18 protein-coding genes are annotated in these 25,783 nt (G+C 72.3%); 6 read left to right on the forward strand and 12 right to left on the reverse strand.

All coding sequences use genetic code 11. The features are described from left to right. Positions 1-10: 10 nt before the first annotated feature. Positions 11-1,573 (reverse strand): TerD family protein, encoded by a 1,563-nt coding sequence (locus ACFXOA_RS16640; RefSeq protein WP_385028056.1) that lies wholly within the window; start codon positions 1,571-1,573, stop codon positions 11-13. Between the two features lie 105 nt (positions 1,574-1,678). Then, positions 1,679-2,302 (reverse strand): M48 family metallopeptidase, encoded by a 624-nt coding sequence (locus ACFXOA_RS16645; protein ID WP_385028059.1) that lies wholly within the window; start codon positions 2,300-2,302, stop codon positions 1,679-1,681. A gap of 180 nt (positions 2,303-2,482) precedes the next feature. On the opposite strand from ACFXOA_RS16645, the gene ACFXOA_RS16650 reads away from it, so the two are divergent. Then, complete coding sequence (locus tag ACFXOA_RS16650) at positions 2,483-3,634, forward strand: TOMM precursor leader peptide-binding protein (protein WP_385028062.1); 1,152 nt, start codon at positions 2,483-2,485, stop codon at positions 3,632-3,634. Between the two features lie 63 nt (positions 3,635-3,697). After that, on the forward strand, positions 3,698-5,215 hold the full coding sequence (locus ACFXOA_RS16655) for an ABC1 kinase family protein (RefSeq protein WP_385028065.1): 1,518 nt from the start codon (positions 3,698-3,700) through the stop codon (positions 5,213-5,215). A gap of 163 nt (positions 5,216-5,378) precedes the next feature. Here ACFXOA_RS16655 and ACFXOA_RS16660 read toward each other — a convergent pair whose 3' ends face one another. The 5 genes from ACFXOA_RS16660 to ACFXOA_RS16680 form a co-directional block, all read right to left on the reverse strand. Next, positions 5,379-5,582 (reverse strand): hypothetical protein, encoded by a 204-nt coding sequence (locus ACFXOA_RS16660; protein ID WP_385028068.1) that lies wholly within the window; start codon positions 5,580-5,582, stop codon positions 5,379-5,381. 239 nt (positions 5,583-5,821) lie between these two features. Continuing rightward, positions 5,822-6,160, reverse strand: coding sequence for a hypothetical protein (locus ACFXOA_RS16665; protein ID WP_385028211.1), 339 nt, complete (start codon positions 6,158-6,160; stop codon positions 5,822-5,824). 17 nt (positions 6,161-6,177) lie between these two features. Further along, the gene (locus ACFXOA_RS16670; RefSeq protein ID WP_136329468.1) at positions 6,178-6,546 is read right to left on the reverse strand and encodes a WhiB family transcriptional regulator; all 369 of its coding nucleotides are present in this window, start codon (positions 6,544-6,546) and stop codon (positions 6,178-6,180) included. 170 nt (positions 6,547-6,716) lie between these two features. Next, positions 6,717-7,040, reverse strand: a complete 324-nt coding sequence (locus tag ACFXOA_RS16675) for a hypothetical protein (RefSeq protein ID WP_385028071.1) — start codon at positions 7,038-7,040, stop codon at positions 6,717-6,719. A gap of 168 nt (positions 7,041-7,208) precedes the next feature. Continuing rightward, on the reverse strand, positions 7,209-9,431 hold the full coding sequence (locus ACFXOA_RS16680) for an ATP-dependent DNA helicase UvrD2 (RefSeq protein WP_385028074.1): 2,223 nt from the start codon (positions 9,429-9,431) through the stop codon (positions 7,209-7,211). A 233-nt stretch (positions 9,432-9,664) separates the two neighbouring features. On the opposite strand from ACFXOA_RS16680, the gene ACFXOA_RS16685 reads away from it, so the two are divergent. Beyond that, positions 9,665-9,907, forward strand: a complete 243-nt coding sequence (locus ACFXOA_RS16685) for a mycoredoxin (RefSeq protein WP_365527547.1) — start codon at positions 9,665-9,667, stop codon at positions 9,905-9,907. An 88-nt stretch (positions 9,908-9,995) separates the two neighbouring features. Beyond that, positions 9,996-10,808 carry a phosphotransferase gene (locus ACFXOA_RS16690; protein ID WP_385028077.1) on the forward strand — a complete coding sequence of 271 codons (813 nt, stop codon included), beginning with the start codon at positions 9,996-9,998 and terminating at the stop codon, positions 10,806-10,808. Between the two features lie 407 nt (positions 10,809-11,215). Here ACFXOA_RS16690 and nudC read toward each other — a convergent pair whose 3' ends face one another. The 5 genes from nudC to ACFXOA_RS16715 all read right to left on the reverse strand — a co-directional run bounded on the left by nudC (position 11,216) and on the right by ACFXOA_RS16715 (position 21,900). Then, positions 11,216-12,163 (reverse strand): NAD(+) diphosphatase, encoded by a 948-nt coding sequence (gene nudC, locus ACFXOA_RS16695; protein WP_362553439.1) that lies wholly within the window; start codon positions 12,161-12,163, stop codon positions 11,216-11,218. A 45-nt stretch (positions 12,164-12,208) separates the two neighbouring features. Continuing rightward, entirely contained in the window at positions 12,209-13,603 is a 1,395-nt protein-coding gene (locus ACFXOA_RS16700; RefSeq protein ID WP_385028081.1) for a dipeptidase, read from the reverse strand. A gap of 10 nt (positions 13,604-13,613) precedes the next feature. Then, positions 13,614-17,171 (reverse strand): UvrD-helicase domain-containing protein, encoded by a 3,558-nt coding sequence (locus tag ACFXOA_RS16705; RefSeq protein ID WP_385028084.1) that lies wholly within the window; start codon positions 17,169-17,171, stop codon positions 13,614-13,616. 539 nt (positions 17,172-17,710) lie between these two features. Beyond that, positions 17,711-21,148, reverse strand: coding sequence for an ATP-dependent helicase (locus ACFXOA_RS16710; protein WP_385028087.1), 3,438 nt, complete (start codon positions 21,146-21,148; stop codon positions 17,711-17,713). Positions 21,149-21,492: 344 nt separating this feature from the next. Next, positions 21,493-21,900 (reverse strand): MGMT family protein, encoded by a 408-nt coding sequence (locus ACFXOA_RS16715; protein ID WP_385028090.1) that lies wholly within the window; start codon positions 21,898-21,900, stop codon positions 21,493-21,495. A 217-nt stretch (positions 21,901-22,117) separates the two neighbouring features. Here ACFXOA_RS16715 and ACFXOA_RS16720 point away from each other — a divergent pair, with 217 nt between their 5' ends. Both ACFXOA_RS16720 and ACFXOA_RS16725 read left to right on the forward strand, forming a co-directional pair. Further along, complete coding sequence (locus ACFXOA_RS16720; RefSeq protein WP_385028093.1) at positions 22,118-24,847, forward strand: lysylphosphatidylglycerol synthase domain-containing protein; 2,730 nt, start codon at positions 22,118-22,120, stop codon at positions 24,845-24,847. A gap of 180 nt (positions 24,848-25,027) precedes the next feature. Further along, the gene (locus ACFXOA_RS16725) at positions 25,028-25,774 is read left to right on the forward strand and encodes a Clp protease N-terminal domain-containing protein (protein WP_385028096.1); all 747 of its coding nucleotides are present in this window, start codon (positions 25,028-25,030) and stop codon (positions 25,772-25,774) included. Positions 25,775-25,783: the final 9 nt, after the last annotated feature.

Raw genomic sequence — 25,783 nt, forward strand, 5'->3', positions numbered from 1 at the left:
ACGGGCTCCCTCAGACCTCGTAGGGCTGGACGACGATGAAGTTGCCGGGTGCTCCCCGGAACTGGAGGTTCACGGTCTCACCGCTGTGCCCGGGGTACGCGTTGCGGCGCAGTCGGACCTGGCTGGAGAGGATCACCTGGGACGCGGACGACCAGGCCACCACCGCGTTGGCGTCGGCGAAGGTGGTCGGCGTGACGGGCAGGACCACCGGCACACCGTGGGTCTTGACGACGACGGTGCCGGAGCCCTGGAACTGCATGGTGAACAGGGCGCCGCCAGGGATGCCGTGGCCTTCGATCCTGCGGACCTCGTACGTCAGCGACTCGTCGAAGGCGAGGACGCTCTCCGCGGAGACGCAGAGCCCGTCGCCCTGCAGTTCGATGGGGTGCAGGTGCGCGCCCTCCTCGGCGAGGAAGACCTGTCCCCGTCCGGTGCAGCGCATCAGCTGCATCTCCTGGCCCGTGGCGTTGCCGACCATGCGTCCGGCGAAACCGGCACCCTTGTAACCGAAGTCGACCTTGCCCTGGTACATCACCATGCTGCCCTGCCGGGCCAGCACCGGCGTACCGCCCATGGTGAGGTCGACCCGCATGAGTTGCTGGTTCTGCGAGGTCCAGCGCTGACCGGTGGCGGCCTCCTTGTACGGCTGCAGGGCGGCCTGCAGTCCCGCGCCGCTTGCCGGAACGCCCTGCGGAACCCCGTGCGGCACACCCTGCTGCTGCCCGAACTGCGGGGACTGGGGAGGCTGCTGGCCGAACTGCGGGGGCGCCGGCGGAGCACCCTGGCCGGGGACCTGCCCGAACTGGGGCTGCTGGGCGGGCTGACCGTAGGGGGACGGCGCGGGCGGCGCCATGGGTGCCGCGATCGTAGGAGCGGCGTGCATCGGCTGCTGTTGCGGCGGCGGGCCCTGCGGAGCGGCCGGAGCGCCGAAGGCGGGAGCGGGCTGAGGGGCCTGCGGAGCGCCGAAGGCAGGGGGAGCGGAGGCCTGCGCAGGGGGTGCGAAGCCGGGCGCGGCACCGGATGCGGGCGCGGCCGGGGGCTCCTCCTCCGCGACCTCTCCACCGAAGTTCTTCAGCAGCGCGTCGAGGCCGCCGTCGAACCCCTGGCCGATCGCGGCGAAACGCCAGACGTCCTTGAGGTAGAAGTCCCCGAGCATGACCGCACGCTCGGTGGTGAACTCGGATCCGGTGAAGGCGTACCTGACGACTTCCTCGCCCCCCGCGACGATACGGATGTAACCGGGGCCGACCTGGGACATCTGCCCGGGTCCGTCGAGGGTCGCGGTGAAGGACAGTTTGTGGATGTTCGCCGGAACGCGGTCGAGCGTGACGCGGAAGGACTCGGTGTCACCGGCCTGGGCGCCGAGGAGCTGAATGGACTCCTCCGGGGATTTCGGCTGATTGAAGAAGACGAAATACCGGTCGTCGGAGAGCTGCTCGTTGGCATCGAGACCGAAGCAGCTGATGTCGAACGTCAGGCCGGGGCCCGCGATCTGCACACCTACGTACAGATCCGTCCCTGACGTGAGATCACTTACCTTGGCCTTGTGGCCGCGCTGAAATTCCCTGGCCATGCGTAACGACCGTCCCCCATCCCGAAGGTGAATGCTCGCGTCAGGCTAACCGCTAACCACGACAACGGGCCAAGCCGGTACAGACCCGGTACAGAATCGACAAGATCATTCTTCGCGGGCGGTGGGCAGGTGCGGAAGCCGTTCGGCCGCCGCGACTCCTTCGAGATACCCCCGTGCCCGCTCGGTCCTGGGGTACCTGTCCAGCAGCTTCCAGAAGCGGGGACCGTGCCCGGGCACGAGCAGATGCGCGAGTTCGTGGAGCAGGACGTAGTCCACGACGTACTCGGGCATGCCCTGGAGCCGGTGCGAGAGCCGGATGCTCCCCTCGGCCGGCGTGCACGAACCCCACCGGGTGTTCTGATTGGTCACCCACCGCACGGTGGCGGGCCTGGCGCGGCCCTCCAGGTACTGCCCCGAGAGGTGCTCCGCGCGCCCGGCGAGCTCACTGTCCCCCATGAGCCGCTTGCTCTCCTGAGCCGCGAGCTTGTCCAGCATCACGCCCACCCAGCGCTGCTCCTCGGCCTCGGACATCCGGGCCGGGATGAGCACGACGGTGCGGTCCCCCTCCCGGTACGCGGAGACCGTTCTGCTGCGTCGGGCGCTCCTGCGGACCTCGACCGCGCTCGCCACCGGGGCGCGGGGCGGCTGGACTGCCGCGTCACGCGGCCGGCGTCCGGAACTGCGCGCGGAGGTCTCGCCGGCGAGGCCGGAGGAGTGGTCGGCGGGCACGGCTCGACGTTACCCGCTGACGACCGGGGAAGTCCCGCCCACTCGACGACCCGGCGTCGATCCACTTCGCGGCTTGCACCATTTGAACGACTAACGCCCCACCCTGTGGATAACTTTCGGCCCGCTTCTCCGACACGTTGCATTCTGGCAACGGAACCCGACACCGAGCTGGGAGAAGCCATGCATCCGATGCTGAAGCCCGCACTCCGCCGAGCCTGGCGTGGGCGGAACACCGTGCAATTCGGAGTGACACCCGCGCATGCCGTGACGCTCGGGCCCATGGATATCGCGACCGGGAGTTTCCTGGAACTCCTCGACGGGACGCGTGGGCTTCCCCTGCTCCGGGAGGAGGCGAGGTCCCTCGATCTGTCGGACCGCCATGTGGACCTTCTCGTGTCGCGCCTCACCGAGGCCGGCCTGCTGGACGATCCGGACGCGGGCGGACCTGAGGCGGACGCCTTACGCCGCCGGGCCGAGACCATCGAGCGGCAGCGCCCCGACGCGGCGGCCCTCTCCCTGGTCCACGCGGCGCCCGGGAGCGGCCTCCGTCGACTGGCGGCCCGGCGGGCGATGCGCGTGCAGGTGCGCGGGGCGGGCCGGGTCGGCGCAGCCGTCGCCGCGGTGCTGTCCGGGTCAGGGGTGGGGCATGTCGAGGTGCTGGACGGAGGCCGCACCGAACCATGGGACGTCGCGCCCGGCGGGCTCCCTGCCTCCTCGGTCGGGGAGCGCCGGGACACGGCGGCCCGGCAGCTCGTCCGCAGATCCGCCGTCGGTGCTCCTCCGCGGGCGAGCGGGGCGGGCTCGAGAGCGCCCTCCTCGCCGGGTGGGGCCGCACTGTCCCTGATCGTGGTGACCCCCCGGGACGGCCTGTCGGTCTACGCCCCCGATCCGGACATCTCCCAGCCGTGGATCGCGTCCGGCACCCCTCATCTGTACGCAGGAGTCATCGAGGCCACCGGCGTGGTCGGCCCCCTGGTGCTGCCCGGGGGGACCGGGTGCGCCGGCTGCCTGTCGCGGCGCCGCGCGGACGCCGATCCACAGTGGCCGCGGATGCTGGCGCAGTGGAGGTCCGGGCGTCGCAGCTGCGTACAGGCCTGCGACCTGGGGCTCTCGACGGCTGTGGCCGGTCTGGCCGCGGCGCACGCGCTCTCCTTCCTCGACGGCGAGCTCCCCGCCAGCACGGGTGCACGCTGGGAGGCCGCGATGCCTGCGCTCGACTGGCGGTCGGAGCAGCTGGGTCCGCACCCTGAATGTGCTTGCGGTGCCGCCGGGCGCACTGAGGCGGAGCTCACCTCCGCGGCGCGGTCCGCGCAGGACACAATGGCCGGGTGACCGCAGCCGAAGGAGCGGAGCCGGATCTCACGCGGCACGGCGGTCCGGGACTTGGAGGGGCACATGTCTGATCTTCCCCGGAAGGCGGTCACCCGCACCGCGAAGCTGGCAGCTCTCCCGCTCGGCTTCGCAGGCCGTGCCACGTGGGGGCTGGGCAAGCGGATCGGTGGGAAGCCCGCCGAGATGGTGGCCCGCGAGGTCCAGCAGCGAACGGCTGATCAGCTCTTCAAGGTGCTGGGCGAGTTGAAGGGCGGCGCCATGAAGCTCGGGCAGGCGCTGTCCGTGTTCGAGTCCGCGTTGCCCGAGGACGTCGCTGGTCCGTACCGGGCGGCACTGACCAGACTCCAGGAAGCCGCACCCCCCATGCCGACCCGTACGGTCCACGCGGTCCTGGCGGAGCGGCTCGGTGAGGACTGGCGGGAGCTGTTCACCGAATTCGAGGACCACCCTTCAGCGGCGGCGTCGATCGGGCAGGTCCACCGTGCCGTGTGGAGCGACGGTCGCGCTGTCGCCGTGAAGGTGCAGTACCCGGGCGCCGGCGAGGCGCTGCTGTCCGACCTCACCCAGCTGAGCCGCTTCGCGAAGCTGCTCGGCCCTCTCGTGCCCGGCATGGACATCAAGCCGCTGATCACGGAGATGCGCGACCGTGTCTCCGAGGAACTGGACTACGGACTGGAGGCACAGGCTCAGCGGAAGCACGCGGACGAGTTCGAGAGTGATCCCGACGTGGTGATCCCCGGTGTGGTCCACCAGTCCGAGCAGGTGCTGGTGACGGAGTGGATGGACGGCGTCCCCCTCTCGGACGTGATCGCCCACGGCAGTCCCGGGCAGCGGGACCGCGCCGGCCAGTTGCTCGCCCGGTTCCTGTTCTCGGGGCCGGCGCGGACCGGCCTGCTGCACGCGGACCCGCACCCCGGCAACTTCCGGCTGCTTCGGCCTTCCGGCGAGGGCGAGGGCGAGGGCGCGGGGTCCGACACGGACGAGGCGGGTGCCGGCGGCGAGAGTGGTGAGGAGGACTTCGGTCTCTGGAGGCTCGGTGTCCTGGACTTCGGGACGGTGGACCGGCTGCCGGGCGGCCTGCCACGGACCATCGGCGACGCACTGCGCATGGCGCTGGACTCGGACGCGCGGGGCGTCCATTCGATGCTTCGGGAGTCCGGCTTCGTCAAGGAGTCCATCGATCTCGAACCCGACGCCGTGCTGGAGTACTTGCTCCCCATCATCGAGCCCGCCCGGGTGGACGAGTTCACCTTCACCCGTTCCTGGCTGCGCAGCCAGGCTGCACGGATCGCCGATCCGCGTTCCCCGGCGCATCAGTTGGGCAAGCGGCTCAACCTGCCGCCCTCCTATCTGCTCATCCATCGCGTGACGCTGAGCACGATCGGCGTCCTCTGTCAGCTCGGTGCGACCGTCCGCCTCCGGGAAGAACTGGAGCGCAGGCTGCCCGGGTTCGTACGCGACGCGGACACGGAGCGCGGCCTCGACGCGGCGGAGCACGAAGGTGTGAGGAAGACCGAGAGCCCGGAGGAGACCGAACAGGGCCTGGACACCGCGGAGAAGGGTGCTGACGTCGAGGTATAGGGCTGTCGGCGGGAGAGGCGCCCCGCCCTGCCCGGCTGTGCACCACCGACCGGGGTCCACCGCCGGCTGTGGACCGACCACCACCGGCCGTGGACCGGCTGTGGACCGACCACCACCGGCCGTGGTTCACCGCTGCTCGGGGCGACCGACCACTGACCGTGGATCACCACCAGTTCGAGTCGAGCCGGCCCTCGATCGCCCTGATATGGGTGCGGGCGCACCCCTCGCAGAAGTACAGGCGCACGCCGTTCTCCACGGAACAGAGCCAGGTAGGGGGCGGCGCGCCGGACTCGGCCGTGACCCCGCAGCGGGTGCACACCGCGTGCTCGGCAGCCGGCTCGCCGGGGTGCTGGGTGTCCTCCTCCACCTCGCGACGATAACGCCGTCCGACGGATGGCGCGCGGCCTGAGGCCGACAGCGTCAGTCCGAAGCCGGAGGCCGACAGCCGGGGAAGGGCAGCCGGGCATGGGCAGCTGGGGAGCGGGCACAACGCACCGCGGGCCGGCCTGTTCAGGCCGGCCCGCGGAAGGGGAGGGTGGCTGCCTCGAGGGCGGAGCGGTTGCCCGGCAGCCGTGTGGTACCAGACGTCAGTGCATGACCGGGAGGTCAGTGCATGACGGCCATGGCGAGCGCGCGGCGGGCACGCATCGAAGCGCGCTCCGCTCGGCGCTGCATCCGCCGGGCGGCCATCAGGCGCATCGCCTGACGTCCTTCCTCGGCCTCCCTCATTCGGTCGTGCATATGCGCACGAGCCAGGGCTTCTGGGATGAGTTGCATCTCGCGGGTCCTGTTCTGACGCGAGTCGTTCGCGCCGGTGGTGGTGACGTCCTGGGTGGCGGAGCCGACGGGCTCCCTCGTGGTGGTGGTCATTGGTGCCTGGTTTCGGGGGTCATGGGTGCGGGGACGGTCGATGGTTCCGAGGAGCTGCGTTCGTGCGGGAGCCATGGCCCCCAGATCGGCGGTCACGCCGCGACCGGGTTCTTGCGCGGACGGCCACGCGGACGCTTGCGCGCCACGACGACGCCCTGGATGAAGAGCTCGCCACCCCAGACGCCCCACGGCTCGCGGCGCTCCTTCGCCCCTGCGAGGCAGGCCTCGACCAGAGGACAGGTACGGCAGAGGGACTTGGCGTACTCGACGTCGGCCGGCGACTCGGCGAAGAAGACCTCCGGGTCGTAGGAGCGGCAGGGGACGGGTACGCCGAGGTTCTCGATGGCGTCGTCGAGCGCGGTGAGCGCAGTGAGGGGGATCAAGGTGGAGTCCTCCGTGAGGCCGGGCGGGGAGATCGTGTCGGAAGGCGGTACGGACGGGGCGTGCGTCTCGAGTTGCACGGTGGCGTTGTCCTCGTCTGGTCGTTCCGGCCTGTTGGCCGGTTGGCGGCTGGTACCAGGTCCTGCTGTCCCGAGGCTCCTTCGTCTCGTCTCATCCGTTCGGACAAAACAAAAGGGCCGCGGATCCCGAGTGGGGTTCCGCGGCCCTGAAGGCGCCGGCCTGATCTGGATCAGGCTGGATCACTCCAGGGTTCAGGCCCACGGAAGGCCCACATCGTGTGGTGCTGCGTCGTCTGCTTCTTGGCTCCGGCACCGGCTGCCGTAAAGGCATAGGCCGAGGCCTGTGCCTTCACTACTGCTGCTTCCGGTGCCTCGGTCGGTCGCTCATTGCGGCGCACTCGCACGGGCAGGGTCGCCAGAGACCGCGGGGCGGCGGCAATGGCGGACAGACCGGTGGCGGGAAGCGCGAGCTCCGAAGAGCCGCCGAGGCCGAGCGAGCAGGCGGAGACGACCGACGGATCGGTCATTTTGATGGTGTTGATGATGCTGATCACGACAATCGCCTCCTCTCGGCGTCTCGGGGGGACCGGCCGGGGCCGATCCTGCGGTATTCGGATAAGTACAGCACGGAGTCAGGGCTTCAGAGAAGTCGCTGTTCCCGTGGTGAAGAACCTATGGCGACGACTGCTGCGCGCGCAAACTATTTTCTGGACGAGTTTTTCTCACATCTCGTCCGCGCCGTCGTCCGGTTCCTGACCCACCGTCCGACCTGCGCAGATGGCCAGCACCTCGTCCCCGAACCTGGCCAGTTTCCGGTTGCCGACGCCGGCGATGACCACCAGTCGGCCCTCGCTGTCCGGCACGGCCTCGGCGATCGCCATCAGGGTCTTGTCGGTGAAGACGCAGTACGCGGGCTGGCCGATCTGCTTCGCACGGTCCGCCCGCCACTCCCTGAGCCGTTCGTACAGTGCCTCGTCCATGTCCGACGGGCAGTCCTCGCAGCGCATCAGCTTCATCTCGCCGGCGTCGGTGAGTGTCCGGCCGCAGACCCGGCACCGCACCGGCCCCCGACGCGCCGCCCTGACCGGCTTCTCAGGCCCCGCTCCTCCCGCACCGGCGCGGGAGCCCCGGTCGATCCCGCCGCCCCCACCCGCACCGGCGCGTACCCCGGACGCCGCCGATCCCGGACGCAGCCCGTTGAGGAAGCGGCTGGCTCGCCGGTTCCCGCGGCCACCGGGCGACCTGGACAGCGCCCATGAGAGGGAGAGGTGGAACCGTGCCCTTGTGACACCGACGTAGAGCAGCCGGCGCTCCTCCTCCACCTGCTCGTCCGTCTTGGCGTAGGCGATCGGCATCATGCCCTCGGTGAGCCCGACCAGGAAGACCGCGTCCCATTCCAGCCCCTTCGCCGAGTGCAGCGAGGCAAGGGTGACGCCCTGGACCGTGGGGGCGTGCTGAGCCGCGGCCCGCTCGTCGAGCTCGGCCACGAGGTCGGAGAGCGTCGCCCCCGGCTTGGCCTGTTCGAAGTCCTCCGCCAGCCGCACCAGGGCTGCCAGGGACTCCCAGCGGTCCCGCACCGCGCCCGACCCGGCCGGCGGCTTCGAGGACCACCCCTTGGTGGAAAGCACCGCCCTGACCTCCGCGGGCAGGTCGTCGGCCCCGTCGAGCAGGGAGTCGTTGCCTCCTGCCCGGGCGGCACCGCGCAGGGCGACACCCGCCTCCCGTACCTCGGGGCGGTCGAAGAACCGCTCGGCGCCCCGCAGCTGGTACGGCACCCCGGCGTCCGCGAGCGCCTGCTCATAGACCTCGGACTGGGAGTTGACCCGGTACAGCACGGCGATCTCGCCGGCCGGCACACCGGCGGCGATCAGGTCGCGGATCCTGCGCGCGGTGCCCTCCGCCTCCGTGGGTTCGTCCGCGTACTCCGTGTAGACGGGCTCCGGCCCCTTGTCACGCTGCGAGACGAGCTCGAGCCGGTGCTCGGCCGCCCTGCCCCGCGCCTGACTCAGCAGACCGTTGGCCAGGTGGACGACCTGCGGGGTCGAACGGTAGTCACGCACCAGCTTGACCACCGTGGCGTCGGGGTGACGGGTCCGGAAGTTCAGCAGATGGTCGGGGGTGGCGCCGGTGAAGGAGTAGATCGTCTGGCCGGCGTCGCCGACGACGCAGAGGTCGTCCCGGTCCCCCAGCCAGAGATCGAGGAGCCGCTGCTGGAGCGGGCTGACGTCCTGGTACTCGTCGACGACGAAGTGCTGGTATTGCCGCCGCACGTGGTCTGCGATGTCGTGCCGGTCCTGGAGGATGCCGACGGTGAGCAGCAGGACGTCCTCGAAGTCGATCACCGAGCGATCGCGCTTCAGCTGCTCGTAGGTCGCGTAGATCTGGGAGAGCTCGGCCGGGTCGCGGGGGGCGTCGCGCTGGGTCTTCGCGACCGCCGCCGGGTAGTCGGCCGGCACGGTCTGGGTGACCTTGGCCCACTCGATCTCGCTGGTGGCGTCCCGGAGCTCGTTGCGGTCCAGGCGGATACCGCAGCGGGCAGCCGCCTCGGCGACCAGCTGGACCTTGCGCTCCACCAGGCGCGGAAGCTCACCACCGACTGCTTTCGGCCAGAAGTACTGGAGCTGGCGCAGAGCGGCGGAGTGGAACGTCCGGGCCTGGACACCGGTCGCACCCAGCTGGCGAAGCCTGCCCCGCATCTCCCCCGCGGCCCGGTTGGTGAAGGTGACGGCGAGCACGGTCGTCGGCTGGAGGATCCCCGCGCGTACCCCGTAGGCGATGCGGTGCGTGATCGCCCTCGTCTTGCCCGTGCCCGCTCCGGCCAGCACGCACACGGGACCGCCCAGGGCGAGCGCGACCTCGCGCTGCTCCGGGTCGAGGCCGTCGAGCACGGCGTCCGCGGAGTCGGGGACCTGCGGGAAGAGGGTGGAATGCGTTGCTGCTGTCACCCTGCCATGCTGCCAGGTCGCGCCCGGACGCCGCGGTGCGTCGTCCACAGGGGCCGTCGATTGTCGTACCGGGCGACGGGTACCGGGCGCGACCGGGAATGGCTGCCCCGTCACGGACGTTCCTCCGGTGCGGGAAGGTACGTGCGCGTACCCCCCGCACGTCCAGCGACGAGCTCCCGCCGGAGCGACGCAAGATCCGGGCGGGACACACAAGACGAGGGAGCACCGACGACATGCCGGGCACTGTGACGATGTACAGCACCACGTGGTGCGGCTACTGCCGCCGGCTCAAGGGCCAGATGGATCGCGAGGGCATCGCGTACACCGAGGTCAACATCGAGCAGGACCCGGAATCGGCGGCCTTCGTCGAGAAGGCGAATGGCGGGAATCAGACGGTCCCGACCGTACTTTTCCCGGACGGCTCCACCCTGACGAACCCGTCGCTGGCCCAGGTGAAGCAGGCACTCGGCGTCTGACACACGGCGCGTACGGCCCCCGACCGGCCCGCGCCGGATCGGGGGTTCCGTATGCCTGCCCGAGGCGGTCGACGGTAGCGTGATCGGCATGGCTACCGGGGGCGAGGCGGACCGCGAGGCACTGGCCGGCGGCATGGCGAACGCGGGAGCGGTCTTCCGCCGGGGTGCGCTTGTGGAACGCCCGGCACCGCGAAACGCACGCGCCCTCCATTCCCACCTCCTCGCACTGAAGGAACACGGATTCGACGCGGCACCGACGCCCGTGGGTCCGGCTGCCGACGGTCGTGAGCAGCTGACCTTCATCCCTGGTGACGTGGCTCTGCCACCGTTCCCGCCCTGGGTGCTGACCACGACCGCTCTCGAATCGGTGGGGACACTGCTGCGCCGCCTGCATGAGGCCGGCGCGGCCATCGCCGTCGACACGGACGACGAGTGGCCCCTGGACCTCGCCGACCCGGAGGGAGGAACGATGCTGTGCCACAACGACGTGTGCCCGGACAACGTCGTCTTCCGCGACGGTCGTGCCGCCGCCTTGATCGATTTCGACCTGGCTGCTCCGGGCCGTCCTGTCTGGGACGTCGCCATGACCGCGCGCTACTGGGTGCCCATGCTTGACCCGGTGTCCGCGGCTGCGCTGTATCCCGCCGTGTCGGATGCTCCTGCGCGGCTGCGGATCCTGGCCGACAGCTACGGCCTCTCGGCACGGGAGCGCGCCGGACTGCCCGGCGTGATCGAACAGGCGACGGAGGTCTGCCGGGCTTTCGTCAGCCGCCGCGTGGCCGACGGTGAACCTGTCTACGTCCAGGCGCTGGCCGACCGCGGCGGATGGGAACGATGGGACCGCATGCAGACCTGGCTGGCCGACCACCGCGAGACGTTCGCTGCCGCGCTGCTGGACTGAGCTCCCGCGCTGCCGGTCCGAGCCGTCACACTGCCGGACCGAGCTCCCGCGTCACCGGCCGAGGTTCCCGGGCGTTGATCCCGCTCACACCCGACGGGCGTTGATCCCGCTCACACCCGACGGGCGTTGATCCCGCTCACACCCGACGGGCGTTGATCCGCTCACGCCCGAGGGGCCTTCCGGGGCCACACCGACGCCGGACGCCGAGCGTGCGAGTCGCAGCCGTCGCGCTCCTCCTCGGGGTCGCTGCCCGGTGAACTGTCGCAGCGGCCGTCCGGCGGCCACGACGAACGCGCTGTTCGGCGGCTCGCCGACGGCGGCGCAGGTGCGGTCCCCGGTCCGTGCCGGAGGTCCCCCGTGGAGCGGTGGTGGCCGCCGGCCTTTCCCTGGCGCCCGGATCGGCCGGGTCAGGCTGCGCCGCCCGGCCTGGGGAGCGGCTTGCCGTACCAGAGTTCGATCAGACGGGCCGCGATCGAGACGCCGAAGGGGGGCAGTACCTCGCCCGAGTCGAACGCGGCCGTGAGGTCCTCGCGGGAGAACCAGCGGGCCTCCTCGATCTCCTCACCGTCGACGTTGATCTCCGAGCTGACGGCGCGCGCCATGAAGCCGAGCATCAGGCTGGACGGGAACGGCCACGGCTGGCTGGCGACGTACTCGACCTCACCGACGGTCACGCCGGCCTCTTCGAACACCTCGCGTGCCACGGACTGCTCGATCGACTCCCCGGGCTCGACGAATCCGGCGAGCGTCGAGAAGCGGCCCTCGGGCCAGTGGACCTGGCGTCCCAGCAGGGCACGGTCCTGGTCGTCGGTGACCAGCATGATGACCGCGGGGTCGGTCCGCGGGTAGTGCTCCGCCCCGCAGGCCGGGCAGCGGCGGATGTGGCCGGCCGCCGCGATGACGGTGCGCTCACCGCAGCGGGAGCAGAAGCGGTGCAGGCGCTGCCAGTTCTCGAGGGCCACGGCGTGCACCATCAGCCCGGCGTCGCGCGGGCCGAGGAGCAGACCGGCCTCGCGGAGACCCGCGGGGCGTGCCGACTGGTCCATGCGGCCGGGCAGGGAGTCCTTCTGGAGTGCGAAGTACCGCACGCCCTCGTCGTCGGTGCCCAGGAAGTAGCGGTGGGTCTCGGTGACCGGTGCCTCGAAGGCAGGGGTCATGACGAGCTCGGTACCGCCGTCGGGGGTGTCGTCGACGAGCGCCTGTCCACCGGACACCACGAAGACTCTGGTGGTCGGGTGGCTCCAGGCCGCGGCGAGCCAGGCCTCGTCGAGCCGGTGGTGCGCGGCGCGGTCGATGCCGCTGGGTGCGGTGAAACCGATGGGGCGGTCCGTGGTGGCGTTGTCGAAGGTGCTCACAGGTGGTTCCTACTCCCCCGGGGGCGGATCGGGCGTTCAGATGGTTCAGCGGAGGGCGTTGGCCAGCTCGCCCCACAGATGGGCGGCGGTCTCGACGCCCTTGAGGAGAAGGTCGATCTCGACCTTCTCGTCGGGGCCGTGCCAGCCGTCGGAGGGGACGGAGATGCCGAGGAAGAGCACCGGCGCGCCCAGTACGTCCTGCAGGTCGGCGGCGGGTCCGGAACCGCCCTCACGGGTGAAGAGGATCTTCGTCCCGAAGGCCCGGCCCATGGCCCGGGCCACTGCCTGCAGGGCGGGGTGGTCCAGCGGTGTGAGGCAGGGGCGGGTGGCGGGGGCGAAGGTGATGCGCTGGTCGATCCCGGCGGGGATCCTGGCCTCGGCCCAGGCCCGCACCGCCTCCTGGATCCGCTCCGGGTCCTGGCCCGCGACCAGCCGGAAGCTCAGCTTCACCAGGGCGGACGCGGGGATCACGGTCTTGCTGCCGGCCCCCTGGTAGCCCCCGCCGATGCCGTTGACCTCAGCGGTGGGGCGGGCCCAGATGCGTTCCAGTGTGGAGTAGCCGGCCTCTCCGGCCGTGGCGTGGGAGGAGGCTGTCCGGAGCCAGGTGGCCTCGTCGAAGGGGAGCTCGGCGAAGAGGGCTCGTTCGGTCGCGGTGAGTTCGGCGACCCCGTCGTAGAAGCCCGGGACCGCGACCCTGCCGTCCTCGTCGTGGAGGGCGGCGACGAGACGGGCGATCTCCGTCGCCGGGTTGGGGACCGCGCCGCCGAAGGATCCGGAGTGGATGTCCTGGCCGGGGCCGGTGAGTTCGATCTCGCACTCGGCGAGGCCCCGCATCCCGGTGCAGACGGTGGGGGTGGTCTCGTTCCACATGCCGGTGTCGGAGACGATCACGACATCGGCGGCGAGGCGGCCGGCCCGCTGCTCGGCGAGGGCTCGGAAGTGCGGTGAGCCGGACTCCTCCTCCCCCTCGACGAGGAGTTTGAGGTGTACGGCGGGGGTCGTGCGGCCGGTGACGGCGAGGTGGGCGCGGACACCGAGTGTGTGGAAGAACACCTGGCCCTTGTCGTCGGCGGCGCCCCGGCCGTACATCCTGCCGTCACGGATCACCGGGTCGAAGGGGTCCGTGTGCCACCCGTCCTCCCTGGCCGCGGGCTGCACGTCGTGGTGGCCGTAGACCAGGACGACCGGTGCGTCCGGGTCCTGTGACGGCCACTCGGCGAAGACCGCCGGTGCCCCGGGCGTCTCCCATATCTCGGTGACCGGGAAGCCGGTCTCCGCGAGCTTGCCCGAGAGCCACTCCGCGCTGCGCCGTACGTCCCCGTGGTGCTCCGGCTGAGCGGACACGGAGGGGATGCGCAGCCACTCGGCCAGGTCGTCGAGGAAGGCGGCGCGGTGCTGCTCGGTGTACGTACGGACGGCGTTGTCCGGGGTGTCGCTCATGCTCATGAGCCTATCGGCCCGGCGGAGGTGGCTCGTCCAACAGGAGCCGCTCCAGCTCCTGCCTGCCGGGCAGGCCGGCGGGGCGTGAGGTCTCGCCCGTGCGGACGTAGAGGAAGGTCGCGGTGACCGCTTCCGGCGGCAGCCCGTGCAGTTCCGCCCAGGCGAGGCGGTAGACGGCGAGCTGGAGGGGGTCGGCGGTGCGGTGCCGGGTGGTCTTCCAGTCGACGATCTCGTAGGTGTCGCCCGTGCGGTACACCGCGTCGATCCTGCCTCGGATCAGCCGGCCCGCGAGGACGATCTGGAACGGCGCCTCGACACGGTAGGGGGTGCGCCGGGCGTACGGGGTGCGTTCGAAGGCTTCCTTGAGCTCGGCGAGGTCGCGCTCGTCGGCGATGTCGGCGTCGGTCGCGTCGCCTCCGGGGAGCTCGTCGGGGCCCAGCATGGGCAGCGGCAGTTCTTCGAACCGGGATTCCACCCATGCGTGGAAGCGGGTGCCGCGGCGGGCCGCGGGCTGCGGTGGCCGGGGCATGGGGCGGGCGAGTTCCCTGGCGAAGCCGTCGGGGTCGTCCGCGAGGTGGAGGAGCTGGGTCGCGGAGAGCGTCGCGGGTACGACGACGTCGTGCACGGTCGCGCGGGCGCGGCGCAGTTCCCCCGCGAGTGCGTCGAGGTCCCGGTCCCAGGAGGCGAGGGTGCGGGCCTCCTCCGGGGTGAGACCGGCGTCCTCCGGCACACGCGCGGCCGGTACGTGCGGCCTGGGCGGCTCGTACCGCTCGACGCCCGCGGGGAGCGTGGGGCGGTGAGGGGCACCGCCGGGGCCGTGGGCCTCCGAGCGCGGCGGCAGGCCCTCGTGGTCGTACGGGGGTTCGCCGTGCGGCGGCTCCTCGTACGGGACTTCGTCGTACGGGGGCTCGTCGTAGGGCGGCTCGTCGTAGGGCGGCTCGTCCAGCGGAGGCTCGTCACGAAGCGGGTACGGCTCCCGCGGATACGGGTCCTGCTGCCGGTGACGTGCTGCCCCGGCGTGCACGGGGTCGGTGTGGACGTCCGGTACGGGTGCCGTCGCCAGGGCTTCCAGGTGGGCGAGCACCGTGTCCCTGGCGGCCCGGCGGCGGGCCAGGGCCGTGTGGTCCAGCGGGAGCGGCCAGGGCTGGTCGGCGTCCTTCTGCTGGAGCGCCGGGTTCTCCTCGTCCTCCCCGGGCTCGTCCGCCCAGACCTCGATCTCGCCGTGGCCGGCGGCGCAGTGCTCGTACAGCGCGTCGAGGAAGGCCGACGGGCCGCGCGTCTTCTTCTGGGAGGGCCCCCACCAGTGGCCCGATCCCAGCAGCAGGCTGCGGGGGCGGGTGAAGGTGACGTATCCAAGGCGGAGCTCCTCGGTGTGCTGGTGTGCCTTCATCTCCGCCTTGAAGGCCGTCAGGCCCTTGGCGTCGAACCGGTCCAGGACCGGGAGTGTGGCGGCGTCGCCCCGCAGGGCGTGCGGAAGCACCTGGGGCTGCGAGGTCCACGCCTCCCGGGACCGGGTGCTGGGGAACTGGCCGGTGACGAGTCCGGGGGCCGCGACGACGTCCCACTCCAGGCCCTTGGACTTGTGAGCGGTGAGGACTTTCACGGTGTTCTCGCCGCCGGGGAGCGCGTTGTCCAGGCCCTTCTCGTACTGCGCGGCGGTGCGCAGGAAACCGAGGAACGCGAGCAGGGTGGCCTCACCGTCCACCGCCGCGAACCCTGCCGCGATGTCCAGGAAGTTGGCGAGTGTCTCGCGGCGTCGCGCCGCGAGGGCGTGCGGCGAGGCGGAGAGCTCCACTTCGAGGCCGGTCGTCGCGAGGACGTGGTGCAGTACGTCCATGAGGGGGTCGGCCAGCGAGCGGCGCAGTTCGCGCAGCTCGGTGGCGAGGCGGGCGAAGCGGACGCGCGCCTCGGCGGAGAACGGCAGCCGGTCGTCCTCCCCGCCGCCGGAATCCAGGAAGGTGTCCAGGGCGTCGGCGAGCGAGATCACCTCGGCGGGATCGACGCCCTCGACGGCATCGGCCAGCCGCTGGTCCGGGTCGGCGTCCTCGCCGGAGGTCGCGCGGTGGACGAGCAGACGGGCGCGGCGGCCCAGCAGGGCGAGGTCCCGGGGCCCGATCCGCCAGCGCGGTCCGGTGAGGAGCCGGACCAGGGAGGCGTTGGCCCCCGGGTCCTGGAGGACCTCGCAGACGGCGACGAGATCGGCGACCTCGGGCAGGTGCAGCAGCCCGGAGAGGCCGACGACCTCGACGGGGACGTCCCGGGCGACGAGCGCGGCCTGGATGCGGGGGAAGTCAGCGGCGGTCCGGCACAGGACGGCGATCTCACCGGGCGGAGTGCCGGTCCGTACGAGGTGGGCGAGGGAGTCACCGATCCAGTCGATCTCCTCCTCGTGGGTACGCAGGAGGGCGCAGCGGACGGTGCCGTCGTGCTCGGCGCCGGGTGCCGGGCGCAGGGCCTCGACGCCCTCGTGCATGGCCCGCAGGGGTTCGGCCAGTCCGTTGGCGAGGTGGAGGAGCCGGCCTCCGCTGCGGCGGTTCTCGCTGAGGGAGTAGCGGGTGGCCGGGGTGCCGTCGGTGTGCGGGAAGTGGTGGGGGAAGTCGTCGAGGTTGGCGACGGAGGCGCCGCGCCATCCGTAGATCGCCTGGCAGGGGTCGCCGACGGCGGTCACGGCGTGGCCTGTGGTGCCGTCCGCGCCGCCGCCGCCGAAGAGCGCGGCCAGCAGGAGTCTCTGGGCCACGGAGGTGTCCTGGTACTCGTCGAGGAGGACCACCCGGTACTCGTCGCGCAGGATGGCGCCGACCTCGGGCCTGGTGAGGGCCAGCTCGGCGGAGAGTGCGATCTGGTCCCCGAAGTCCAGGAGGTCGCGGCTGCGCTTGGCCGCCCGGTAGCGCCGGGTCAGTTCGAGGAGTTCGCCCCTCGCACGGGAGGCCTCGGGGATCTTGCGGAGCTCGGCGTTGCTGAGCCGGGCGGTCTCCAGCTCTGCGAGCAGCGCGGTGTCGTGTGCGGCGAGCTGGTCCGGGCGGACGAGGTGTTCGGCGAGTTCGGCGTCCAGGGCCAGCAGGTCGCTGACGAGAGTGGGGAAGGAACGGGTCAGCGAGGGATACGGCCCCGGTGCCTCGCGCAGCACCCTGGCCGCGAGCTGGTAGCGGGTGGCGTCGGCGAGGAGGCGGGTGGTGGGTTCGAGGCCGATCCGCAGACCGTGGTCGGTGAGGAGCCGGCCGGCGAAGGCGTGGTAGGTCGAGATGCTGGGTTCGCCCGGGGGGCTGTCCGGGTCGATGGTGTCCGGGTCGGTGACCCCGGCCGCGACGAGGGCCTTGCGCACGCGCTCTGCGAGCTCTCCCGCGGCCTTGTTCGTGAAGGTGAGTCCGAGGACCTGTTCGGGGGCGACCTGTCCGGTCCCGACCAGCCAGACCACCCGGGCGGCCATCACCGTGGTCTTCCCGGAGCCGGCTCCGGCCACGATCACCTGCGGGGCGGGCGGGGCGATGATGCAGGCCGTCTGCTCCGGGGTGAAGGGAATCCCGAGGAGCTCCTTGAGCTGCTCGGGATCGGTGATACGCGGGGACACCAGACGAGGCTAACCGGACGCACCGACAACGCGTGCCCGAGCCGGTCGCGCGGGAGTCCCGTCCGCACGGCCGCAGGGCGCCCCGCCTCCTCCCGGTCGCGGGCGCGGGAGCCCGGTCCCACGGCAGAGCGTCCTGCGGCGGCAGGTGGCAGACGGCGGGTGACCGGCGCGGGAAGTCGGCAGGCTCGGGAAGGCGGCCAGGCATGGGAAGGCGGCGCGCGCGCCTGGCCGCCCGCCCACGACCGGGCACGGACGGCAGGCAGGCGGCCGCCGAAGGGCCGGCAGGGCTCGGCGCACGAGGCGCACGCCACGCCGACACGCGGCGTACGGCTCAGCGCAGCAGGGGCCGAATCATCGCGGCGCACGACCCGACTCAGCACTGCTCGGCACAGCACAGCACGGCTCGGCACAGCGCGACACTCCTCGGCACAGCACGGCTCGGCACAACACCCCGAACGCACCACCGCGCACACACCACCGCACACACCACCGCGCGTGCAGCACCCCGAACGTGCCGTCGGCGCCGTGCCCGGCGGCCGTCACTCCACGATCTGGCTGCCCTCGGGCTGCGCACTGCACGAGGCCTTGAAGGAGCAGTGGGCACAGTGCCCACCGGTCGTCGGGGTGAAGCGTTCGTCGAGGACGCGTCCCGCGGCGGTGGCCAGCAGGTCGGAGACCCACTCCCCTGACAGCGGTTCCTGTGCCTGCACCTTGGGGAGGGCGTCGCCGCCCTCCTTCTTCGGGGCGGGCTGCCGCAGCTGCACGAGTTCGGCACCCCCGAGACCGGGGCGCTCGCCGTCGAACACCTCGTCGACGGCGCCTTCGCCGACGGCGAGCTGGTAGACGGCGAGCTGGGGGTGGGCGGCCACCTCGTCCCGGGTCGGCGCTCCCTTGCCGGTCTTGAAGTCGACGACGTACGCCCGTCCCTGGCCGTCCTTCTCGACCCGGTCCATGGATCCCCGGATGCGGACGGTGTATTCGCCCGCTTCGAGGGTGACGTCGAAGCCGTGCTCGCCCGCGACGGAGGTGCGGCCTGCCCGGTCCATCACATGCCAGTGCAGGAAGCGTTCGAGGGCGGCGCGCGCCTGGTCCTTCTCCTGCCGCGACTTCCAGGGGGCGTCGAAGACGAGGCCGTCCCATACGGAGTCGAGCCGTTCCATCAGGACGTCGAGGTCGGCGGGGGTCCGCCCGGAGGCCACCTCGTCGGCGAGGACGTGGACCACGTTGCCGAACCCCTGGGCCGCTGTCGCCGGGGCGTCGGCCTTCACCTCGCGGCCCAGGAACCACTGGAGGGCGCAGGTGTTGGCGAGCTGGTCGAGCGCGCTCCCGGAGAGGGTGACGGGCTGGTCCCGGTCCCGGAGCGGGATCTCGGAGCGGGTCGGTTCGTCCATGCCCCACCAGCGGTGGGGGTGGGCGGCCGGGACCAGGGGCCGGCCCTCGTCGTCGGCGAGCGCCGCCAGACGGGCGAGCCGGTGGGCCGCGGCATCGCGCAGCGCCTCCGAGGCCGCGGGGTCGACGGTCGTCGCCCGGAGTTCGGCGACGAGTGGGGCGAGCGCGAGGGGGCGCCTGGGGCGTCCGGTGACGTCCCGGGGCTCGACGCCGAGCTCGGTGAGAAAGCGGGAGGGCTGGTCGCCGTCGTCGGCGGGGGCCTTGACCGCGGTGACGACGAGCCGTTCGCGGGCCCGGGTCGCGGCGACGTAGAAGAGGCGTCGTTCCTCGGCGAGAAGCGCTCCCGGGGTGAGCGGTTCGGCCAGGCCGTCCCGGCCGATCCGGTCCGCCTCCAGGAGCGAGCCGCGACGGCGCAGGTCGGGCCAGAGGCCTTCCTGCACTCCTGCGACCACCACCAGGCGCCATTCCAGCCCCTTGGAGCGGTGCGCCGTCATCAGGCGTACGGCGTCGGGGCGCACGGCCCGCCTGGACAGTGTGTCCGCGGCGATGTCCTGTGCGTCGACCTCCTCCAGGAAGTTGAGGGCGCCGCGCCCTCCGGTGCGCTCCTCGGCCCGCGCGGCCGTCTCGAAGAGGGCGCACACCGCGTCGAGGTCCCGGTCGGCGTTACGTCCGCCCGCTCCCCCGCGCAGCGCGGCACGCTCCAGCCTGGAGGGCCACGGGGTGCCGTTCCACAGGGTCCACAGCGCCTCCTCGGCGGTTCCACCGCCCGCAAGCAGCTCACGGGCCCTGAGCAGCAGCGCGCCGAGCCGCTGGGCGCCGCGGGCGTACGCCGGGTCGTGGGTGACCAGGCGCTCGGGCTCGGAAAGGGCACGGGCCAGCAGTTCGCCGGACGGTGGGGGTACGCGGTTCCCGGCGGCCCGCTCCTCGTCGCGCAGTGCGCGGCCGAGACGGCGCAGGTCGGCCGCGTCCATGGCGCCGAGCGGGGAGGCCAGGAGCGCGAGGGCGGTCTCGGTGTCGAGCCCTGCCGGCACCACCGCCGCCTCTCCTCCGGCCGCCTCAGCGCCGGCTTCGGCCCCCACCGCGCCGGATTCGGCCGCCTCAGCGCCGGATTCCGCCCCCACCGCGCCGGAACCGGCCGCGGGGGCCGGGCCCGGGGCGGGACGGAGCGCCGCCGTGGCGACGGCGCGCAGCGCGGTGAGCAGCGGGGCGACGGCCGGTTCGTGACGCAGCGGAAGGTCGTCGCCGTCGACCTCCAGGGGGACGCCCGCAGAGGTCAGCGCCCGGCGTACGGAGGGGATGGAGCGCCCGCCGGCGCGCACCAGGACCGCCATGTCCCGCCAGGCCACGCCGTCCTCGAGGTGGGCGCGCCGGAGCAGGTCTGCGACGTTGTCGAGCTCCGCGGAGGGGGTCGGGTAGGTGTACGCCTCGACGTGCCCGCCTCCGCGCACCGCGGACAGTTCGCGGTGGGCGCGGACCTTGTCCGAGGGCAGCCGGGTCAGCGGCATCCGGCGGGTGAGGAGCCGGGTGGCTTCGAGGAGTTTCCCGCCCGAGCGGCGTGAGGTGGTGAGGACTCCGACGGGTGCGGGCGCGCCGTCGGCGCGGCGGAAGGTGTCGGGGAAGTCGAGGATGCCGTTCACGTCGGCGCCCCGGAAGGCGTAGATCGACTGGTCGGGGTCACCGAAGGCGATCAGGGTGCGTCCGCCACCGGTCCCCGGCGCGGCGCCGGCGGCGTTGCCCGCGAGGGCGTGCAGCAGCCGCACCTGGGCGGGGTCCGTGTCCTGGTACTCGTCGACGAGTACCGCGTCGTAGCTCCGGGCCAGGACGGCCGCGACCTCGGGCCGTTCGGCGAGCAGGACGGCCCGGTGCACCAGCTCGGCGTAGTCGAGGACGCCCTGGGCGTCCAGTACGTCCAGGTACTCGGCGAGGAACTGGGCGGCGGCACCCCAGTCCGGGCGGCCGGTGCGGCGGGCGAAGGCGGCCAGCGAGTCGGGTCCCAGGCCCAGCTCGCGGCTGCGGGCCAGCACCGCGCGCACCTCGTCTGCGAAGCCACGGGTGGTCAGGCAGGCGCGCAGTTCGTCGGGCCAGCGGACGTGGGCGAGCCCGGCGCGCTCCAGGCCCAGCTGACCGGCGAGGAGCTCACGGACGGCGACGTCCTGCTCCGGTCCGGAGAGCAGGCGCAGCGGATCGGCGAAGAGGTCGGCGTCCTGGTGGGCGCGGACCAGGGCGTAGCAGTACGAGTGGAAGGTGGTGGCCTGCGGGCCGCGCGCTCCGCCGAGCCTGGCCGCCATCCTGTCGCGCAGCTCCACCGCCGCCTTGCGGCTGAAGGTGAGGACGAGGACGCGGGCGGGGTCGTCGCCCCGGGCCACGCGCCGGGCGACGGTCTCGACGAGTGTGGTGGTCTTGCCGGTGCCCGGCCCCGCGAGCACCAGAAGCGGCCCGCTCCGGTGGTCAACCACCGCACGCTGCGGTGCGTCCAGGAGAGGGGGTTCCACGGAGCCCGGTGGCGTGCGCACCAGCCGGTACGCGCCCGGGGCCCGCCGCCGTGTCTGACGGTGCGGGCCGTTCCGGGTGGTGGAGGAGGAGCTCACGTGGATCGCCGGTCCTGGTGGGTGTTCCCGGTCTGCGTGGTGGTCCGGCGTGCCGGTGGCCACCGCCCGGGTGTGACGGATGGTGCTGGTGCCCCGACGGCGACGGCCCTGCCGTGACGGGACGGGACGGATTCGCTGCGGGAACGGATCGTGACGGGAACGAACGGGTGAGGGAGCGGAGTGTGCCGCGCAGGGACGACGCTACGCCAGTGGTGGCGCGGAAACCGGGCGCCGGAACGCGTCCCTGGTCACACGGCGCCGGTGCCGCGCCGGCGTCCCGCGCACGGGCCCGGCGCCTCCACCGGCAAGGCGCCCGTCCCGGCGCGGCCCGATGGCGGAAGCTGTCAGGTGTGAGCTTCCTCGCCGGGACCGCCGGTCCCGTCCCACCTGGCGCGCCTCATGTCGATGCGTGGGACGTGCCCCTCCGCCTCGCGCGGGGCCGTGCGCAGCGGGGTGCCCTCCTCGCGGTACCGGCCGAGTGCCCGTTGTTCGTGGCCGGGCAGGAGCACCCCGTCGGCCCGTACGACGCGCCACCAGGGCACCGCGGACCCGTAGAGCGCCATCGCCCGGCCGACCTGTCTCGGCCCGCCGTCGCCGAGCCACTCGGCGACGTCGCCGTACGTCATGACGCGGCCGGGCGGGATGAGATCGGCCACGTCCAGGACGCGCTCGGCGTACTCGGGCAGTTCGGCGGCCACGGGGCTCGCGGGCAGGCCACCGGCCCCGTCGCCGCTCCTGCGGTCTTGGCTCATCCGACCCATACTGCCGTACGCCACCGACAGCCGGCCCTGGGCGGTGTCAGACCGGTCACAGACCGTGCGCGCCGGGGCGGATCGGCGTATGTTGCGCATCGCGCCCGCGCAATGCACCCTGATGCCCCCCTCTGTCTGCGTGCCGTGCCACCATCGTGCGGGCGGTGACCGGGTGATACGAGACAGCGAAGATTCTTCAGAGGCTAAGGAGCAGGGCGTGCAGCCACCGAAGGCGGCCGACGCCTCTGACGCCGAGCCGCGCCCCGACGCGTCCGGCGCTCCGGACACCGAGGAGGCCCCGGGGCGGTCGCGGGGCCGTCCGACGGGGTCGACCCTCGCGTCGGCCGAAGCCGGGCTGACCGACCGGGTCTCGGGGGACGAGCCGCTGCTCCCCGCCCGGGTGCACCGCCCGTCGGATCTGCTGCGGCTCCTCGTCGGGGTCCTGGCGATCGCTCTGCTGCTCGCGGTCGCCGCGTTCGCCCAGGGGACCACCACCGGCCTCGAGGACGACATCTCCAAGGGCACCGACCAGGCTCCCGACCTGCTGATCAAGCTGGCCGGCCTGGTGTCGAGCATCGCCGTGCTCCTGGTGCCGGTCGCCTTCGCGATCGAGCGTCTGGTGAAACGCGACGGGCTGCGGATCGCGGACGGCGTGCTCGCGGCGGTGCTCGCGCACGGCGTGACCCTGGCCACCGATCTCTGGGTCGCGAGGTCGGCGCCGGGGACGATCCGGGACGCGTTGACGCAACCGCAGCCAGGTGACGCGCTCACCGACCCCGTGCACGGGTACCTCGCCCCCGTCATCGCCTACATGACGGCCGTCGGGATGGCCCGCAGGCCGCGCTGGCGGGTCGTGCTGTGGGTGGTGCTGCTGCTGGACGCCTTCGCGATGCTGGTCGGCGGCTACACCACACCGTTCTCGATCGTCCTCACGGTGCTCATCGGGTGGACGGTGGCCTACGGCACGCTCTACACGGTGGGCTCGCCCAACGTCCGCCCGACCGGGCAGCACCTGATGGCCGGACTGCGTCATGTCGGCTTCCGTCCGGTGGCGGCGATGCGCACCGAGGACGCGCACGACACCGTCGACCAGAGCGAACGGGGCCGGCGCTACCTGGTCACGCTGGAGGACGGGCCACCGCTGGACGTCACCGTCGTGGACCGTGAACAGCAGGCCCAGGGCTTCTTCTACCGGGTGTGGCGCAGGCTCACCCTGCGCAGCATCACCCAGCGCCGTTCGATCCAGTCCCTGCGCCAGGCGCTGGAGCAGGAGGCGCTCCTGGCGTACGCGGCGATCGCCGCCGGGGCCAACGCCCCGAAGCTGATCGCCACCTCCGAGCTGGGTCCCGACGCCGTGATGCTCGTGTACGAGCACATCGGGGGACGTTCCCTGGACGCGCTGGAGGACGAGGAGATCACCGACGACCTGGTGCGAGGCGCCTGGCAGCAGGTCAAGGCCCTCCAGTCGCGGCGGATCGCCCATCGCAGGCTCACCGGCGACGCGATCCTGGTGGATCGTTACGGCACGGTGTTCGTGACCGATCTGCGGGGCGGTGAGATCGCGGCGGGCGATCTGATCCTGCGGATGGACATCGCCCAGCTGCTCACCACCACGGGGCTGCGGGTGGGTGCCGAGCGGGCGGTCGCCGGGGCGCTCGCGGTGCTCGGTCCCGACGCCGTCGCCGACTGCCTTCCGCTGCTCCAGCCGATCGCACTGAGCCGGTCCACGAGGGCGACGCTCCGCCGGCTCGCCCGGGAGCGGTCGCAGCGCGAGCGTGAGGCGGTGCTGGAGGCCTCGCAGGCGGCCAAGCAGGCCAAGGCCGAGGAGCACGACACCTCCGCCGGCGACCGCAAGGCCGTACGCAAGTCGCTGCGCACCGAGAAGCAGGCGGAGAAGCGGGCGATGGACGACGCCCTGGAAGAGGCCCGCGAGGAGGACATGCTGGCCCAGATCCGCCGCGAGGTGCTGCTGATCAGACCGCAGGCCCCGGTGGAACCGGTGCGGCTGGAACGCATCAAGCCGCGGACCCTCTTCAGCTTCATCGCGGGCGCGATCGCCGCCTACTTCCTGATCTCGCAGGTCACCGAGGCGGACTTCGGCACGGTGGTGGAGCAGGCGGAGTGGGGCTGGGTGGCCGCGGCACTGGGCTTCTCCGCCCTGAGCTACGTCGCCGCGGCGATGAGCCTGCTCGGCTTCGTGCCGGAGCGGGTGCCCTTCGGGAAGACGGTGCTGGCGCAGGTGGCCGGATCGTTCGTGAAGATCGTGGCTCCGGCGGCGGTCGGGGGCGTGGCGCTGAACACACGCTTCCTCCAGCGCGCGGGGGTGCGTCCGGGGCTCGCCGTCGCGAGTGTGGGCGCGTCCCAGCTCTTCGGCCTGGGCGCCCACATCATGCTGCTGGCCCTGTTCGGGTATCTCACCGGCACCGAGAAGACGCCGGACTCGCTCACCCCGTCCAGGACGGTGATCGCGGGTCTGCTCACGGTCGCGGTGCTGGTGCTGGTCGTGACGGCGATCCCGTTCATGCGGAAGTTCGTCGTCACCCGGGTGAGGTCGCTGTTCGCCGGAGTGGTGCCCCGCATGCTCGACGTGGTGCAGCGTCCGCAGAAGCTGATCACCGGCATCGGCGGGATGCTGCTGCTGACCGGCCTGTTCGTCATGTGCCTGGACGCCTCGATCCGCGCCTTCAGCGGCCCCGACGTCCCCCAGCTCAGCTACGCCAGCATCGCGGTGGTCTTCCTCGCGGGCAACGCCCTCGGGTCGGCCGCTCCCACCCCCGGCGGTATGGGGGCGGTTGAGGGGGCGCTGACCCTCGGTCTGATCGCGGTGGGGCTCCCGAAGGAGGTCGCCGCACCGGCGGTGCTCCTGTACCGCGTGATGACGCTGTGGCTGCCGGTGCTCCCCGGATGGATCTGCTTCAACCAGCTGACCCGCAAGGGCGAGCTCTGAGGCGCCTTACGCCGGTCCGTGCGGCCGAACCCTGCGGCCCGAGAGCTGACGGCGGAGCGGGCAGCTCCCGGCAGGCCGCCGACGGCCTCCGCCGTTCGTCACGTCACGTGCCCGGAACGGCACCCCTCAGGTGTCAACCGAGGGTTGACACTGCTTGAGGTGGCAACCTACGGTTGACACATGTCGACCGATCCCAGCATCTCGTCATCCGTACGTCTCGACGACCTCATCGTGGCCATCAAGAAGGTGCACGCCGAACCGCTCGAGCAGTTGCAGGACGCGGTCCTCGCCGGTGAGCACCTCGGCGAGGTGGCCGACCATCTGATCGGGCACTTCGTGGATCAGGCCCGCCGGTCGGGAGCCTCTTGGACGGACATCGGCCGCCGCATGGGCGTCACCCGGCAGGCCGCCCAGAAGCGCTTCGTGGCCAAGGAGTCGGTCGACCTGTCGGCCGGCGAGGGCTTCAACCGCTACACCACCCGTGCGCGCAAGGCCGTGATGACCGCTCACAGCGAGTCGCTGGCAGCGCGGAACACCGAGGGCGCCCCCGAACATCTCCTCCTCGGCATCGTCGCCGAACCGGACGGCTTGGCCGCCAAGGCCCTCGTGGCCCAGGGCGTCCCCCTGGAGGCCGCCCGCGAGGCGGCCCTCGCCGCCCTGCCGCCGGCGGCCGACGAGGTCCCCGAGCTGGTGCCCTACGGCCCCGACGCGAAGAAGGTCCTGGAGCTCACCTTTCGCGAGGCCCTCCGGCTCGGGCACAACTACGTCGGCACGGAGCACCTGCTTCTCGCCCTGCTGGAGCACGAGAACGGCTCCGGTGTGCTGAGCGGGCTCGGAGTCGGCAAGCAGCGGACCGAGGAGTACCTGACGGAGGTTCTGGCGAAGTTCGCCGGGACGAACGAGGCAGGCGGGGACGGAGAGGGCTGACCCCTCGCC

This window comes from Streptomyces sp. NPDC059166 (genome assembly GCF_042755185.1).
GTDB lineage: Bacteria > Actinomycetota > Actinomycetes > Streptomycetales > Streptomycetaceae > Streptomyces.